Source organism: Vibrio sp. 10N.222.49.A3, from assembly GCF_041475145.1.
Taxonomy (GTDB): Bacteria; Pseudomonadota; Gammaproteobacteria; order Enterobacterales; family Vibrionaceae; genus Vibrio; species Vibrio tasmaniensis_A.
Map to the genome: position 1 here is coordinate 1 of NZ_JBFRVM010000221.1, position 16,885 is coordinate 16,885.

Here is a 16,885-nt window from a genome sequence, read left to right on the forward strand (position 1 = left end):
CTATCCTGCCAGAGGGGGACCCTATCCAAGTCTGTTTTCAGAGAACAAGATTTATACTACCAAATAGGAATACAAGCTCAATATAGCGGGGATAGAGCAAAAAGCATCAATGCGTTGAGCCAAAGGGCTTCAATATCAGATCGAACTATTGCTCTTGGTGTAGACAGAAAAGGCTACTTAATCTACAGCACCCAAGAAATCATTCAATTGGAAAATGAGCTAGTGACAATAGCTAAAGTGATGGCAACGACATTCCATACTGATCCTTGTGTATCTGATTTTCGCAGCCTAGTTTCTAAACAAAAAGGGAATACCTTGTCAGAAGAGCAGAGAGCGAGCATTGAATGCATAATGAATAGTAAGGCTTTTTGCATCCTTCAAGGTTCTGCAGGAACAGGAAAAAGCTTTTCTATGAAAACGATAAAGCAAGTGTATGAGCGGCATAATCAAACAGTTTTTGGGGCTTGTATTGCAAAAATAGCTGCTGACAATTTACAGATGGAAACAGGTATAAAATCAGGAACTATCGCAAAGCTACTTGCTGATAGTAAAGCGGGAAAACATCCGCTCAGATTTATTAATGTCTTAGTTATAGATGAGGCTGGGCAAGTTGGATGTAAGCAAATGCACTCTATCCTAAAGCTCGCAAAAGAAAGTCAAACCAAAGTGATTCTAGTTGGTGAAGACAAACAGCTAGACGCAATTGAGTTAGGGGGAGTTCTCAAATTTTTGTCGCAACCAGAAATCATTGGCACGTCTAGGATTCAAACAATCAGACGGCAAAATGAACTCTGGGCTAGACAAGTTGTAGCAAATTTTCGAGATGGAAACGCGCTAGTCGCTTTGCAAGAGCTTAGTAAACGCTCACTTATTACCATTGCACAATCGCATCAACTAGCCATCATGCAACTTGTAAAAAAATGGAAATCGTATGTTGTAAGTAACCCACATAAAGAGGCAATAGTTCTTGCTCAAAAATGGAGCGACGTTGATAGCATTTCCTCACAGCTCCGAGCGCACTTTAAAAAGTGTGGTGAAGTTGAAGATGACCTGATAGAAATAAAATGCAGTGTCTCAGGAAGAACTATGATTCAAGCTTTTGCCGTTGGTGATCGTGTACGGTTTACGAAAAATGATTATAAGCTAGGTGTTAGTAACGGAACATTTGGTAAAGTGATGAAGATATCTATAGGTGGCGAGCAGTACAACTTACAGATTAAATGTAACGATTCTACAACCGTTACCATCAACAACCAAAACTACACCGATGAGAACGGAAACTTCCCGTTAATACATGCATACGCTATGACTGTTTATAGCTCACAAGGCATCACAGTTAATGGTAGTACCTTTATACTATACAACTCATATATGGGCAGAGAAGCTACTTATGTGGCAGGCTCACGACATAAAGATAATAGCTATTTTTTCTTTAACAGCAAAGACGTCGATTATTTATCAACGGGAAAAAAAATCAGCACAAATTCCAGGCTAGAGGAGTACGCTAAAATGATGAACTTCAGGAGTAAACATAAGCTAGCTATAGAATACTTAGATAACCACGTTAACGAAAAGCTAATACCAAAAAATCACGAAATTCAACACTAACTTAATATTATGGTGCGCTAATAAATAGCGCACCATCACTAGAGTTAATTAGAAATCGCCTTCAGCGACTTGAAAGCAAACTAACCCAAGTTCACGCCACATGTTGACTACTTTGTCTCTATCATCAAATACGCATAATATATCCTGTTTATAATTAGGATATAGGTCAAGTAGCCAGAATCTTTTTAAAATTTCATCTGGAGTAAAAGTATCCATTTCTCTCATAGTTAGATGATCATAGTGGACATCATTAATTACAAGCCAGTCAATTGTTTTACTTTTAGCAATATCACCTCTAGCAGAAAATATATGCACATTAAAACCTTGCTTTTTCAAAGCATTTATAGATTCAATTACAGGCTGATTAGGTTCATCCTTATCACATGCTAGAAAATAAGAATTCCAATCAACTTTACCCACTTTATTTTTGTCAATATAATGTGCTCTGTGCTTATTTAAAGCCAATGTGCCATCCAAATCAACAATTACAGTTCTCTTAAGCATTTTCAGTCTCAGGATTAACTACATTGCATAAATTCAGAGCAATCATTTTCTTAATCATATTTTTATGCTCGTGGATATAATTCCTCGTATCAAAAAACCAATCACTAGTAAAATCTACATCTTCAAATGCACTAACCAATGTTATCTTCCCACTTTCACTACTATATTTGGGATGTGCATGAGCCAATATATTTCTTCTCTTGAGTATCTTATCGTTGAATTTTGAGTTAGTAAATCCGATAGAATCTATATTACCAGTGATTTCTGGTTTATTTATCTTGGAATCTTTAAGTACTCGACTAATAAACTTGAACTTTGTAGATAAGGAGTAACTCTCTCCTCCTTTATTTATTACAGTTTCCATAAAATATTTAGATTCACTCTTAAAGCAACTTGAAATGAAATCATTCATCAATGACTCTAAATCTATAAATTCAGAAAGTAAAAGCCCTCTCTTAAAAGAAGGGTGATTATACTTTCTGTAAGCCTCATTAACTACATCTTCAATTGTATCGAATATATTTGCACGCGGAGTGATATTAATGAAATGATCATCATCTTTTATTAAATCCAAATTCTCTTCGTTATTTGAGTAGAAAATTATATGGGCATAGCAACCTAAATCTCTTAACTCTCTAATAAACACATCACCATTTGTTCCTGGTAAATTACAATCCAAAATTATAAGATCAGAATAATTATTATCAATTTCACTTTTAACATCTTCACCAATCTCTTGGTACTCTTTAAGTATAGGGGTAAAACCTTTTTCTGTAAAAGTCTCCATCAGATCATCGCGAACTGAATCAACCCAAGTACGAGAGTCATCAACCCAAATTATTCTATAACGCATTTTAACCCCTATTAAATGTGAGCAAGAACTTTGCCCTATTCTGATCATCATCCAGAAGCTCTATATCACCTTTAATCTTAGTCATTATAGATTTTGCATGATGTAAGCCTAAACCTGAACCCTTTGACGTAGTAAACCCCATATCAAAAACTTCTTTTCTAATTGATTTCTTTATACCTTTCCCATCATCTAAAAACTCTATGAATATAGAATTCTTATCAATAATAGGTGTTAATTTTATTTTTTTAGCTTTGGCTTTTACAGAATTATTAATTAACGTATCCAAAACCATTGCAATCTCTAGAGGTCTAAACTCAGTAACAAAATCAGTTACATCCAATTCATCCCAAATAAATTTTATATTAGTCCTATAGTCGCCATCAACTTTAATCATTCCTTGGCAAATATTAAGAATATACTCTCTAATATAGTCATATAGATTGGCTTTTATAAGTTCTGCTTCTAAGTTAAAATTTGCTTTAGTCGCAAACCTTGTAGTGGATGTAATTTGCCTAGCTACGAAAGAAATCTCATCAAGTACACTCAAGAATGTATCTGTAGTTACTGGCTTACCACTTTTTATTTTCTTACTAACTGATCTTACATAATTTTCAATAGTACCAGCAGCAATACCAATATGGTGATGTAATGCCACTACATTATCAATATCACTAGATACCATTGAACGAAGAAATAAAGATTCTTTTGTTACTTTTTCAGCTTTCTCTTTAACAAAAGCAATCTCTTTTTCTACGAGTTTAGTTTTTTCTGCTTCTTGATTCGCCCTTCGAGATTCACTCTCCGCTATTTTAGTTTGTTCTTCCGCTCTAAGAGCTTCAGCACGCGCAATTTCAGCCTCTTTTCTTGCTAAGTTTTCAGCTCTAATTCTTGCTTTTTTCTCTCTTTCTGCTTCTAGGTCTGCGTCATAAGCTAGCTTCGAAAAGTCACTAATTCTACTCTCTATTTTTGAAATTTCTTTATTTAGGTCATCATTATTAGCGCTGACTGCGATTTTTGATAAATTCTTTAGAAGAGACTTTAAACTTTTTTCGGAAGCATTATGTACAACAGTAAAAATATCTGGATTAAATGAAACATCCACGATATTTTCACCTCTCGTTAGGCTATCAATGAACTCGAGAGCTTTCTCATCAGAGATTTCATCAACAAATGATGATATGTCGATATCATTAACACTTCCGTATTTAACAACATCTATAGCATATCGTTCTAATCTCTTTAAAACGTTAGTTTTAAAAAAATCGCTCAATATATAAAATGCGTTATTTCTTTCTAAACCACCATCTCGACTAGACGCTTCTGTTAAATAATCATTAACTCCATTAATCTCAATTCTTCCAACTAGATCTCGAGTACCAAAATAACGACTCGTACCCTGTTGTTTTCTTCCATCAAGACCAAAAACATCACCTCGACCTACTTCACCTATAGGATGAATTCTAAATCCATTCTTGTAGACAAAGACCGAACCAAATTGGACTGGCCTTACCCCCATATATTTAGTAAATAATGATTTTGAAGATTGATTCATTGAAAAAAGGTGAAAGTTTATATTTTTCAATACATACGAAATCTCATTATTTAGCTCTTCAACAAGCCTATACACAAATAAACCGCGGTCATAAAGCTCTGTTGTTATGAACTTACCATCAGGACTAATTGATACATCTATTCGAGTGGTTTTTAGCTCTAACTTTTCAAAAAGAAAGTTCTTTACATGTCCATTAATTACATTGAATTCATTACCTAGTTCAACTTGTTCTTTATCATACTCCAAGTAATCTTTAGCAATTAAATTAATTGAAAATGGGGAGCGTCCATTATCTTGAGACGGATTAATTAACTTCTCTAAAGATTGACGGAGTTGTAGTAGATTTTGGTTATTCCAATTAGTTCGCAAATCAGATATTTCTAACACCGTACCCACATCAAATGGATAAGGACAATCAGAAACCTCTTCATAAACGACTCCAATATTATCAAAATTGTCCTTCATATCTAGCTCAAAGTCTTGCCAGTCAACTGACAATTTTGAGTAATTTTGATTAGGGCTTCGTCTTGAATAAATGTTCAACTTCTGTCCAAGTCTATCACAAGAAAATCGACCAATTCCTTTCGCTCCTGCATAGACTCTTTGTGACTTTATTTCATCCCTATAGTCTTCAGTGCCTTCTTTTTTGGCTGAATAGGCAACAAATAACCATTTGTTTTCAATATCATCTAAATCCATTCCCTTGCCATCATCTCTAATCACGATTTTTCTGGCATCTGAGCTTTTAGTAATACGGGTAAACTCGACTTCAACATTAACTGCGTTTGCATCAAATGAGTTTTTTACTAGTTCAAAAATAGCAACAAAGTTATCTACAATTAAGTCTTTACCTATAATATTCTTTAGAGCAGAACTTACCCTAAAGTGCGATCTAGTCTTTTCCATGAGATTCCCTAATTATTCGCATTAATCCCCCTAAAGCTTCACCTAAGAGTGGTGGCACAGCATTTCCTACTTGCGTGTAACGTGGACACTCCAATTTTCTTCTATCACCACCAGTAGTGTACTTACCCAAAATATCAAAATGGTCGGGAAATGACTGTATTCTTGCCATCTCTCTTACGGTAAGGATTCTTGGTTCAGAATAATGCAATAGATCATCTGGTAGAGTTGTTAACGTTTTTGATGGCTCATTTTCATTCAAAACGGTAATAGCTTGCTTCTTTGTGCCTATCTCATGCCGCATCGCATCATTTAAGCTAACTCCTGGAGTGCAAATTTCTTGGATCCGTTGAAATTTTTCAATAGTAGATGGCTTGTGTCTAGCTAGACGTAAACTATTTGGTTCTGCCTGCCCCATAGCTTTTCGAATCAGTCGTAAGTACTTTGATTGTTTTTTAGGTACTTGATAGTCTATTTGCTTAAAACCACTGACTTCGCTTCCAGAGTGATGCCTTAGGTTATTTTTTGAGATTAGTAAGTCGCCTATAGCATCCTTTACTTTGACAGGTTTCAGTGGCAATTTCTTTTCAAGCAAAAACTCTCTTCTAGTTCCAGTAAGAACTTCAAAAGGATTTTCAAAAGCATCTGTCACTAAATCAGCTTTTACACCTATCATGATGAACCGTGTTCGCTTCTGAGGAACACCGTAATCAGCACTACACACGTAGTCATAAAAAACCTTATAACCTAACTTTTCTAGTTTTGCTTTAACCACCATAGAATATGGAACTTTAGCTTTTTGTCCCTTTGCGCTCTTAAATGATGAATTGAATCCTCTCACGTTCTCAAGAAGTAGAAATCGAGGAGAAACTAATTCCACCATTTTGATATATTCTTCAGACAGCTTGTTTCTAGGATCTTTCGCGTTTCTTCGTCCTGCGAGTGAAAAGCCTTGGCATGGGGGCCCTCCTGCAATAAGGTCTATAGACCCATTCAGTGATTTTAGCTGTTCTGGAAAGTTCACTAAAAGATCTTGGATAGTAGTCGCTTTTTTGGGCAACCAGTCAGGCCAATTAAAATGTGAGGATTTGCCGTCTATCAGGTTATGTTTAAATGTTGAGAATGCCATTTCGTCTTTTTCAACCGCAAACAGCCCTTTCCAACCAGCATTTCCCAACCCTAAAGAAAACCCTCCGCATCCAGAAAAAAGATCGATATATGTCATCTTTTCTATATTGTTCAAACTCTTACACATCGACCATTTTCTCTTATTTTTTAGTAGCATAGACTTTTACGTATTATACCTTGGAACGGTTAAAACGCCAGGTATATGCACTTTATTTGAGTATTTTATCTCCTGAACAAAAATAGTCTATTCTAAAGCGCTATAATTGCGGTGTTATCAAAAGTAATAGCTTAGATTTACTCCAGAAAAGCTGATATCAATTAGAACGTTTTGTTATTATATTGATACTTAATATAGCAAACAGCCATATGCGGGACGGTGGTTCAGTTCCTCTTTAAGTAACAATTTAATGTAACACTAATAGTAACATCGACTTTAAATAAGAATTTTAAATTATTGATTTATAATGCATTGGGACTTAAACTCAGATGACGCCAGCCCACCAAACGTTTGGAAAGGGCCAACTCGAAAGAGTTGGCCCTTTTTTTATGTCTCATTTGAGGATGTCTTTTTACATTAGTGAATGTACGCACTATATGATTAGATTTTGTGCATTTTCTCTAAGCCACTCTTTATGCTCTTTATAGTCGGGCATGACTCGTTCAACTTCTTTCCAGAACTGTGGCGAATGGTCATGGTGAATTAGATGACAAAGCTCATGCACCACTACGTAATCAACAACCCTGTTGGGAGCCATAACAATCACCCAGTTAAATTCTAAATCACCGTAGGGGGTACAACTGCCCCATCTACTCTTAAACTCTTTAGTTCTAACAACGCCCGTTTCGACGCCCACCAGCGATTCGTAACGCCTTACCTTCTCTCGAATCTTCTTATCAGCATGACGCTTATACCAATTCGTTAAAGCTCGGCGAATATAGTGCACTTGTGTGGATGGATCGGGAACGGTGACGGTAATACGCCCATTAAGCAGTTTTGTAGGCGCTAAGTCGCCTTTAAGCACTTTTAAGCGATAATTCCGCCCTAAGTATGGCAATGACTCACCTGACACATACTCTCGCATTGTCGCAGGGCTGGTGGTTTGGTATTGCGCTATCTTTTCGACTATCCACTGATGTTTACTCGCTAAAAGCTTATCTATTTTGTCACGCTCCAGCAGCTTAGGGACAACGATGATCACTTCACCTTCATCAACTTTAATTGAAGCGGTTTTTCTGCGAAAGGTACGCTCCACCAGCACACTGTAGCCTTCAGTATGGATAAGCTCAGGCTCATGCTTGCTCGTAGCTTTTTGCTTATTCATAGCTTTTTCTTACTCATAGATTAGGGCTTACTCACTTATTACCAAACTTATGCTTAGCGAGATCCATAAAACGCTCTTGAAGAGCACTAACCAATGCTTTGTCACCAAACGGCTGATCAAGCACAGCACGCTTAATCTCTTTCTTCATACGCTTCACTTCATCTTGCTTAGCAAAGAAATCAATAATCTCCGTTGCCTCGTCCAGCATTGCGACTAAGGTTTGAGTTGTCTGTTTTATTGACTCATGAAGCGACTCATCAATCACATCGCCATCACTGACATGTGTGACTTCTGAGATAAGAATATTGTAGAAAGCAAATTCCGTTTCCGACAAACCCACATCTTGTGCTGCTTGCTGGTGGGCATTGCCAATATCGTCGGTCATCTCAAGCAGTAGTTCTAACTGAAGTGACCATTGACCTGCTGTTTTTTCAATGACATCACGCAGGCGTAAACTCAACGAACGGTAATATTCAGGGTCTTCATCGAGATTAATGGTAATGTGATGCTTAATTGCACTCTCAATCTCAGACGCTTTCGATTCATCCGACTTGGTTGGTTTTATCGTCTCTTTGAAGTTCGCCGCCAGTAAATCTACAGGGGGTATTTTCGGGTCTACTCCTGTACTAAGAATGTGCTCATCCACCAACTGGCGAACCTTTTCACCGATTTCACGCATATCTAAGCCAGCGTCTCGATACCGCGTTTTTGATGCGTTATGAACTTTGCCCAGTAACTTCATATCCGGAATGAAAGGGGCAGCACTGGCGTCAGGCAAAATCACGTTGAGTTGTTTGGCGAACAACTTAAAAGCAAGGTCGAACTGCGCACGAGTCGTTTCATCTTTTAGCGCCAACACGTAGTCATCAATATCGTCACTTTTGACATTATTGAAGAACGACATTGCTCTCGTGTGTTTCGCTTTTAGCTTAGGTATTTCATCTTTCAGGCTTTGGTATGTGCCTTCTACATCTTCGCTGCTGAACAAGTCTAACGCTTCAGTAAGATGAGTAGCTAACCCGTGATAATCCACCACATAGCCACAATTCTTACCTTTATAGGTACGGTTCACACGGGCAATAGCTTGCATCAGTGTGTGGTCTTGTAACTTACGGTCGATATACATGACTTGAGCAATAGGCGCATCGAACCCCGTTAACAGCATATCTTTCACAATAAGAAACGCCGTGTTATCAAACTTTTTGTTCTTCTCTTCAGTTCCCGCTTTATCAATACCAAATGGTTTCTTGAAATTAGCGATCACCTTCTTGTGATGTGCTTTGTCGGTGTATTGCGCCAAGTACTGCTTTTCATTCTGCATACCTGAGATGATCACCTCAGAAGGAGGCGCACCCAGCTCATCAAGCGTCTTTTTAAAAATAGCGGCAGCATGACGGCTACCCACCACTATCATCGCTTTAAAACCATCTGGGCGAATGTGTTCTTTATAGTGTTTAAGCAGATCTAAACATACCCAGCGAATACGAGCCGGCGCTTCACGTACTGCACGCTCCACTCCGTACTTTTTCTTTATTTCTCGTTGTTCGTCTTCGGTGTATTCACCAAAATACTCTTCAAACAGCTTATCAAGAGACTCTCCCGCCACTTCTGATTGCACTTCTCTGCCTTCATACAGCAAGCGTACGGTTGCACCATCTTCGACTGCTTCATTGATTTTGTATTCATCAATATAGCCACCAAACGCTTGACCCATCTTTTGCGTTTTAAGCAAAGGTGTCCCCGTAAAGCCTACTTTAGGCGCATTCGGTAGCGCGGCATTGATGGTCATGGCTAGCCCACCAAACTGAGTGCGATGAGCTTCATCAGCAAGAACGATTATTTTGTCACTCGGGTTTAAGTCTACAAAGCCTTCCGCTACTGACGATTGTTTCTCTTGCTCTTTTTCAAGATCGGAGAACTTTTGCACCATCGCAGTTACAAGATCAGAGCTGTCTTTCTTTAAGAGTTCTTTTAGCTCAGCCACAGAACCCGCGTTATAAACGGTTTCGCCTTGGGCATCACGGAAGGTATTGGAAAGCTGCTCATCCAGTTGTGTTCTATCGGTAATGAACACCAATTTGTACTGCTGTAATTCTGGGTCACGGCGCATCTTAACGGCAAGCATAACCATAGTGAGTGATTTACCACTGCCTTGGGTATGCCAAACCACACCGCTTCTTTCTTTACGAGAAAGGGCTTTGCGATCTTTGCCTCCCTTCAAGCGTTCGATGACTTTATTCACCGCTCGGTATTGCTGATAGCGAGCCACTTTCTTGATGATTTTCCCATCATCGGTTTCATAGATGAGGAAGTTTTGCAGTATGTCGAGGAAGTTGTCTAAGCTGAACATACCTGCTAGCAAACGTTGCTGAGCCGTCACATGGGTCAAAACCTCATAACTGGCTTTGGGCTCTGCTGCTTGCATAATTTCGACTTGGCTTTCTATATTAGATTCACTAACAGAGTCATCATCTAATACATCATCAGGGTATTGAACCTCCACCGCAGAACGAAACATTACTACGTTATCCTGAAGCGACTGGTTCGCTAACGCTTCATCACTGAATGGGTAAGCGTCTTTCCAATCACCATAGTGCTGGCTGCTAGAGCTAATGGTGCCGACTTTGGCTTGGTCACGACAGGTAGAAACCATCAGTTGGTTATACCAAAATAGCTTCTCTGCCCCTTCACCGTCTTGCTGTTCACGTAAATCTGCATAACGACGAAGCTGATCAATACCATGGCTCATTGGGTCTGAAATGTATGGCGATTTACACTCAATTACCGCAAGAGGGATGCCATTAACAAAGCAGATAATATCGGGGATAATTTTCTGGTTAATCCCTTCCACTTTGAACTGGTTGGTGACTAGAAATTCGTTATTGGAAAGCGTATCGAAGTCGATAAGTTTAACGGTTTGCCCTTTGCGCCCTTTACCTAAATCTTGCTCAACCGATAGGTAGTTCACCATGGTTTGGTAAAAGGCGTGGTTGTACTCCATTAAGGCAGCAAAGCTAGGGTGAGTCACGTCCCTTGATACTTTGCGTAGGTTTTCGTCACTTATCCAAGGGTTGATGCGTTTAATCGCCGCTTCTAAGCGCTTCACCAGTATTACGTCACGTAGATAGGCACGCTCTTGGTTCGAATGTTCTGGGGAAAGTGATTTACCTTGCACATAAGTCCAGCCGAGCTTCACCAGCTGGGCAATAGCGGGGGCTTCTACTTTATCGAATTCGTTGTTTTTCATATCATTCCTAGCTAACGCTATGCGACGGGCTCTACCTGTTTTGTTTCTTCAAGGCGCTGTTGAATTCTCGCGGTTATCGCTTCAACACCTTCCTCTGTTAGTAGGCTCTCTAAAGGGACTTCAAAGCCATATTTTAAAAAGAGGTTGTCTTGCTCAATCTCAACGGAATCACAGTAGTTAGGGTAGCTGCCTGCCTCCCACTGTTGATAAAAATCGCCCTCTTTTTCAGCCACAGCTCGATAAATCGCTACCCTTAAAACACTTGCCGCTTCACTTACAGGGATTTTCAATTTTAATGCGTCTGGCTGTGCTTGATACTCTTCATCATTCACACCCGAGTCATTAATAACAATAAATTCAACAATGTAATCATTGAGCGTGACGGCGCCGTAGCTACTGAACTGCTTAAACACATAGCGCGTATTGGTGGCGGGTAATAAATCCCACTGCCATTTTTTAAACGGATTTTTCCCCGGCTTATCAAAACGAACAGGGTGCCAAAAATAGAACTCTGTATTAACGCTATGCGCTATCTGTTCAAGAGTCGGCAGTAAGCGCTGATAATAGGCCGCGAGCAAACGGTGCGCAGTTCTGACTTGGGTGAACAGATCTTCTGGTTGTGAGTTATTCATGGGTGTTCCTAGGCCAAACCGACAGGGTATCTAAACTGACGGGAGTAAAGTTATGATTGATAAGACGAGGTTCAGACTGAAATGCACAGACAGAAACAAGCTCTTGCTTGATACTATGATCAGAAAGTAATGAGTGTTGAAGTGATAATGCGTTAAAACCGTGACAGATAAGATCATGCCACTCAAAGCTATTCGTTTTTAACCCATACAAAGCTAATGCTTCTAGCATATCGGTAAGCACTCGTCTGTCTGTAGGGCTTATGCCATCACCTTCGATTAACTTAACCAAGTTGTCGGTAACGGCTTGCCACTTAGTGGCACTAACTGTTTTAAGGCAATCATAGCGTTCGTGAAGTAACTCAGCCCATTGGGTCGCGTTGCCTGTTTCAATACGCCCAATCGCAAGAAAGTATAGCGGTAGGTCGTTGTGCTCATCCGACTGAATAAAAGAAGCAATTTCTCTTTGCCATTGGTCGTAATACTGATCGCCACCTGCTGGTGGTTTGACTTCAACAATCAAATTGCACAGTTCAAAGCGAATCACCAAATCAGGTTCAACTTGGCGAGATTCACCGTCTTCTGTTAAAGCATACCTCGGCCAATAGTCGATAGATTGAAATACACCAAATTTCGCCTGAAAATGATCAGGCGATAGAGAAAAACAACTCACTAGGATTTGAGTTTGAACATCATCAGATAGGTAAGCAAAGCGCTCAAAAAAGGTAGACGTGAGCAAATCTTCACGGGCTTTAAACACGCTTGCCCAGCGTACCGAGTCTTGCCCACCGTGCTCAATACGCCCTGCCTTTCCGTGAAGAATTGCTTTTAACATTAGCTGTCTACCTTCACACGAACCTTGCCCGTAAGGAGATCTTGCATAAGGGCTTTTTTGGTGCTCGTTAGTTGTTTATGTTTACGTTCCAAAGCGAACATCTTGTTATCTACACTATTCAATGCACCAGAAATTACTCGTTGCTCTTCAACAGAAGGGACAGGGATTTGAAGCTTCTTAAAGTATGGCAAACCAATTGTCTTGATTGTGCTCCCCATAGCTATAGCCTCAAACTGTGGCTTCCAATGCTGAAGTAGGTAGTAGAGGAAATAATTATCAAGCTTTTCACCACAAACCCATGCCATAAAGTGCTGACTCACAGCCATTGAACTGGTCATTATCGCACTCTTGCCGACGCCAGCATCTCGAGCCATTACTACAGTTCCTTTGGGATGTAGTGTCGCAGACGAGTTTTCTATGCCCAATTGACTTATTTTCTTAGCTGTCTCGGAAATATAGAGTTTGTCTAATTTGGATGAATCAGTAAGTGATACCCATTTAATACCGTCATTCCAATATTCTGGTTTCTTCTTGTCAGGCGTATGACCACTGCCCCTCTTCGCGACTTTATCAAGTAAACAACAATTCCACCCTTTAGGAATTCTACCCATTGGCGAGTCTTTAAACTCGGTATGCGGCTTACCATCCACACCGACACCACGGGTGAGTAGCTCTTGCATCATGCCTGTTTTTAGGTCTTTGAGCTTGTCGATTTGCGCCTGTGTTTTTTCAATCACATCATCGACAGAAGTGAGAATAGCAGCGATTTTCTTTTGCTCTGGGAGTGGGGGGAGCAACAGTTCCTGCTCATTAATAATTGTTAAGTTCAATCCAGCCCTACCACTTCCTCCCGAAACGCCTCTAAGTTCATCATATCGACTATCCAAGTTATGATACACAAAGTCAGGTGATACGTTTTTAGCGGTTACTGATATCCCCGCAATAGATTGATTGGTTGTTAACTCTATTTCACTAATAGCGACTGTACCGCGAGTTTTACCTTGCCCAGCAAGAGCCATTAATATTGTCTTTGGTGGGAATAACTTTGCGCTACTATTGCCGTAACCAGACTGTGTTATACGGCCATCAACAGCAAACACTCGCTTCTTATGAACTTCCCCTGAAGACATCCAAGGAATATCCCCCCCTTCCCAATATTCTTGAATTTGAGTACTAGGAGTTCCTCCCGCAGAAGTTTTTGCAAAGTCGCCTATGGACAGTATTTTCCATTTTTCAGGAAGTTTACTCATAGCCCAGCTCCTTCAAATAACCTTGCATTACTTGCTCTGCGCCCGTTACTTGTTCATCTAGTTCATGAAGTGAGACTTGGTATTTATCCCACCAGCGTTCTAGTTGGCTTATTGTTAGGGGAAGAACCTTCGCATCCGCTTTCTCTATCACTTCTCGAATCTGTTCTTTGCTTTCGATGCTTGGTTTAAAGGCATAGTAATCTTCGTTGGTTTTATCGAACACCAAGGAAATATCAAACCCTGCTAGGATTTCTTCTTCAATATATTCGTCTTCCACTTCACGTACTGGAACACCACCATGAAGAATCGCTCGCACATCAAAAATCTCGGCTGGTGGTGAAGTATCGGCATAACGGCGGATGTTGAGGTTAAAATCGTTCTCGGCAATATCTGAAAAGTTCACCACTTTGGCATAGCGTTTAATATCGCACTTGCTTTCAAATGAATGGTTTTCGAACGTTTCGACAATCTTAGTGATGTCTTGCTTACGCAGTTTGTTCTGGTTTTTACCCTCTTCAAATTCTAGCTCTGAGTTGATGAACAACACTTTGCCCTTACGAGCTGCGGCTTTGTTCTTGTTAATGATAAGCAAGCATGCAGGAATGCCTGTGCCATAGAACAAACCCGATGGCAGACCGATCACCGCTTCGAGCAAATCGTCTTCCAAAATACCTTGGCGAATCGCTTTTTCACTTGAACCACGGAATAGCACACCATGAGGCATGACCACACCGACCATACCTTCATTATTGGTACTGGCAATCATGTGCTGAACAAAAGCTAAATCACCCGCATCTTTTGGTGGTGTGCCATAAGGGAAGCGGCCAAAACCATCACTATCACACTCATCTTTACCCCACTTTTTCAGTGAGAACGGCGGGTTAGCGATTACGCGGTCAAAGCTCATTAGCTCACCGCCTTCGGTATGCTTAGGCTCACGCAGAGTATCGCCTTTACGAATATCGGCACTTTGCACGCCATGTAAGAACATGTTCATCTTACAAATCGCCCACGTATTTAGGTTCATCTCTTGCCCAAATAGCGATAGGTTTGATGCGTTCTCGCCATTTTTAGCAAGGTGGTTACGAGTTTGAACCAGCATACCGCCCGAACCTGTGGTTGGATCGTATATACGCATGCCCGCATGAGGCTTTAACAATGCCACCAGCAGTTGTACTACTTCGCTAGGGGTATAGAACTCACCGCCCTTTTTACCCGCGCTGTCGGCAAACATCTTGATTAGGTATTCGTAAGCGGTTCCCAGCATATCTGGACGCTCAAAATCTTCATTACGCAGACGGTGCTGGCTAAAGTGAGAAAGCAAGTCACGCAGCTTTGCATCGGTCAGCTTATTCTTAATGTTGAAGTCAATCGTTACCAACACGCCTTCAAGCGCAGAGTTGTGCTCTTCAATCGCTTCTGTCGCTTTATTCAGGCTTTCACCGATGTTGTGCTTTAAATCTTTAAGCGCAGACCAACGAGAACTTTCAGGCATATAAAAAGTATCGTCGTACTCATCTTCATCATTTGCCAGCTCTTCAGCTTGTTGTTGTGTTTTACCTTTACCTAGGTAGTAGGCAATGACTTTCTCTTGTTCTTCTTCAAACGCATCCGACATGCGCTTTAGAAACATCATGCCAAAGATGTAGTCTTTAAATTCAGAAGCATCCATGTTGCCACGAAGAATGTCAGCGGTTTCCCAAAGGAAAGATTCAAGCTGCTGAAGGGAGAGTTTGTTGGTCATTAATGTTACCTACAGAATATGAGGTGATCTCGTACGAAGGTGTACGTTGTCGTATTGGTACGAACAGATATTGACGCGAATTTTACGGGGAAGTAGCTGGTGGGGCAATGAAAGAGTGCAAACACAACAAATCATCGATGCAATCCATGATTTGCATAACATTTCATATGAATATCTATTTTTTATGCAATTAAATACCCGTGATATATGTAAAATATCTATTACGTAAACAAATCATGAGCAGAGCACTATCAACAACGATACCCCGAAGCCCAAATTGGCTACGCCCTCTTTAAAACACTATTTACAGCAGGCTGATTGGACATTAAGTCGCTTGCTAGGATTTATTTTAAAAGCGTTAATTTACATTTTCCTCGTCAGTCTGAGTATTGCAGTCATCAGTTTTGAATTACTCAATATTTTTGAATATCAAGATGGGTTATCTGATGTATCAACCATCGAGATTATCTTTTTTATCTCATTTCTTGTGTTGCTAAAACGCTATTGGGTATATACAAAACAAACCTCACTTCACTGGTGGCATATCATTAGCACCCCGTTTTTATGGCACGGAAAATTCATTACGGCTGCGCTACTTTGTGCCAGTACGATTGTTTTTATTGACCTATTCGAAGGTACCGAGCAATTTAAAAACCTGTTATTGCTAGAGCAACGTTACGACCAAATCTTTTCTTTCAGCATTATATTACTGTGCTTGTATATTGCAGTCCCAAGCAAGAATCTGATTCTAAACCCAGGCTCAGACACCCCATTAGAAACCCCAAATAACGACAACGATACTAAACAAGCACAAACGGACGCTGAGGTAACAAATGCTCAATAAAAAACACGCTATGCTTGCTATTACACTAGCGATCTTACCAATGGTTTCCAATGCTAAAAAACTCTCTCTGGTCGATAGCTGTGTTGAACTTATCAATATTTATGACTCCAAAAGTTCGAAACGATTGTTAGCGGCACAAACCACATCGCTATCAGAAAGTTTACGCGCTGGATACTGCTTGGGGGTGATTGACCAATATGAAAAGTCCGAATATGGCTGCCGTTCAGATTGGTATGAGCGAGCACAGTTTATTGCACGCGAGTCATTAAAAGATAAGCCGTTGCCAGAGCGAAAACTATTGGAGCTATCGTGTGAAATCTAACGATAGCTACACCTCAACCGATAGCTACATCTCAACGCCTGATGCAATTAAGAAGCTATTCAACATAAAGCTAGCCGAACATAAATCATTCAAAGATTTGGTGTACCCACTAGTAAGAAGCAAAGGTTGATCTGCTCCAGTCAG

The 16,885-nt window shown here is 40.0% G+C and carries 13 protein-coding genes; 3 read left to right on the forward strand and 10 right to left on the reverse strand.

Features of this window, described 5'->3' with window-relative positions; genetic code table 11:
* Window positions 1-1,608 (forward strand): AAA family ATPase (locus tag AB4589_RS23470; RefSeq protein WP_372101798.1); only part of this gene is annotated, 1,608 nt, incomplete at its 5' end.
* A gap of 48 nt (window positions 1,609-1,656) precedes the next feature.
* Here the strand turns inward: AB4589_RS23470 and AB4589_RS23475 are convergent.
* The 10 genes from AB4589_RS23475 to AB4589_RS23520 form a co-directional block, all read right to left on the reverse strand.
* Window positions 1,657-2,112, reverse strand: coding sequence for a hypothetical protein (locus AB4589_RS23475; RefSeq protein WP_372101799.1), 456 nt, complete (start codon window positions 2,110-2,112; stop codon window positions 1,657-1,659).
* Window positions 2,105-3,016, reverse strand: a complete 912-nt coding sequence (locus AB4589_RS23480; RefSeq protein WP_372101800.1) for a hypothetical protein — start codon at window positions 3,014-3,016, stop codon at window positions 2,105-2,107. Before AB4589_RS23480 ends, AB4589_RS23475 begins: the two co-directional genes overlap by 8 nt.
* Complete coding sequence (locus tag AB4589_RS23485; RefSeq protein WP_372101801.1) at window positions 2,967-5,423, reverse strand: ATP-binding protein; 2,457 nt, start codon at window positions 5,421-5,423, stop codon at window positions 2,967-2,969. The genes AB4589_RS23480 and AB4589_RS23485 overlap by 50 nt, the downstream gene beginning before the upstream one ends.
* Entirely contained in the window at window positions 5,410-6,663 is a 1,254-nt protein-coding gene (locus AB4589_RS23490) for a DNA cytosine methyltransferase (RefSeq protein ID WP_372101802.1), read from the reverse strand. Before AB4589_RS23490 ends, AB4589_RS23485 begins: the two co-directional genes overlap by 14 nt.
* Before the next feature lie 475 nt (window positions 6,664-7,138).
* Window positions 7,139-7,870, reverse strand: coding sequence for a M48 family metallopeptidase (locus AB4589_RS23495; RefSeq protein WP_372101803.1), 732 nt, complete (start codon window positions 7,868-7,870; stop codon window positions 7,139-7,141).
* A gap of 31 nt (window positions 7,871-7,901) precedes the next feature.
* On the reverse strand, window positions 7,902-11,117 hold the full coding sequence (locus AB4589_RS23500; RefSeq protein WP_372101804.1) for a type I restriction endonuclease subunit R: 3,216 nt from the start codon (window positions 11,115-11,117) through the stop codon (window positions 7,902-7,904).
* Between the two features lie 17 nt (window positions 11,118-11,134).
* Window positions 11,135-11,749, reverse strand: a complete 615-nt coding sequence (locus AB4589_RS23505; RefSeq protein WP_372101805.1) for a hypothetical protein — start codon at window positions 11,747-11,749, stop codon at window positions 11,135-11,137.
* A complete protein-coding gene (locus tag AB4589_RS23510) occupies window positions 11,742-12,581 on the reverse strand; it encodes a hypothetical protein (protein ID WP_372101806.1) in 840 nt (279 codons plus the stop codon). Before AB4589_RS23510 ends, AB4589_RS23505 begins: the two co-directional genes overlap by 8 nt.
* Complete coding sequence (locus AB4589_RS23515) at window positions 12,581-13,831, reverse strand: restriction endonuclease subunit S (RefSeq protein ID WP_372101807.1); 1,251 nt, start codon at window positions 13,829-13,831, stop codon at window positions 12,581-12,583. Before AB4589_RS23515 ends, AB4589_RS23510 begins: the two co-directional genes overlap by 1 nt.
* On the reverse strand, window positions 13,824-15,575 hold the full coding sequence (locus AB4589_RS23520; protein ID WP_372101808.1) for a type I restriction-modification system subunit M: 1,752 nt from the start codon (window positions 15,573-15,575) through the stop codon (window positions 13,824-13,826). Before AB4589_RS23520 ends, AB4589_RS23515 begins: the two co-directional genes overlap by 8 nt.
* Before the next feature lie 334 nt (window positions 15,576-15,909).
* Here AB4589_RS23520 and AB4589_RS23525 point away from each other — a divergent pair, with 334 nt between their 5' ends.
* Both AB4589_RS23525 and AB4589_RS23530 read left to right on the forward strand, forming a co-directional pair.
* A complete protein-coding gene (locus tag AB4589_RS23525; protein ID WP_372101809.1) occupies window positions 15,910-16,419 on the forward strand; it encodes a hypothetical protein in 510 nt (169 codons plus the stop codon).
* Window positions 16,409-16,741 (forward strand): hypothetical protein, encoded by a 333-nt coding sequence (locus tag AB4589_RS23530; protein WP_372101810.1) that lies wholly within the window; start codon window positions 16,409-16,411, stop codon window positions 16,739-16,741. The genes AB4589_RS23525 and AB4589_RS23530 overlap by 11 nt, the downstream gene beginning before the upstream one ends.
* The last annotated feature ends 144 nt before the right edge of the window (window positions 16,742-16,885 follow it).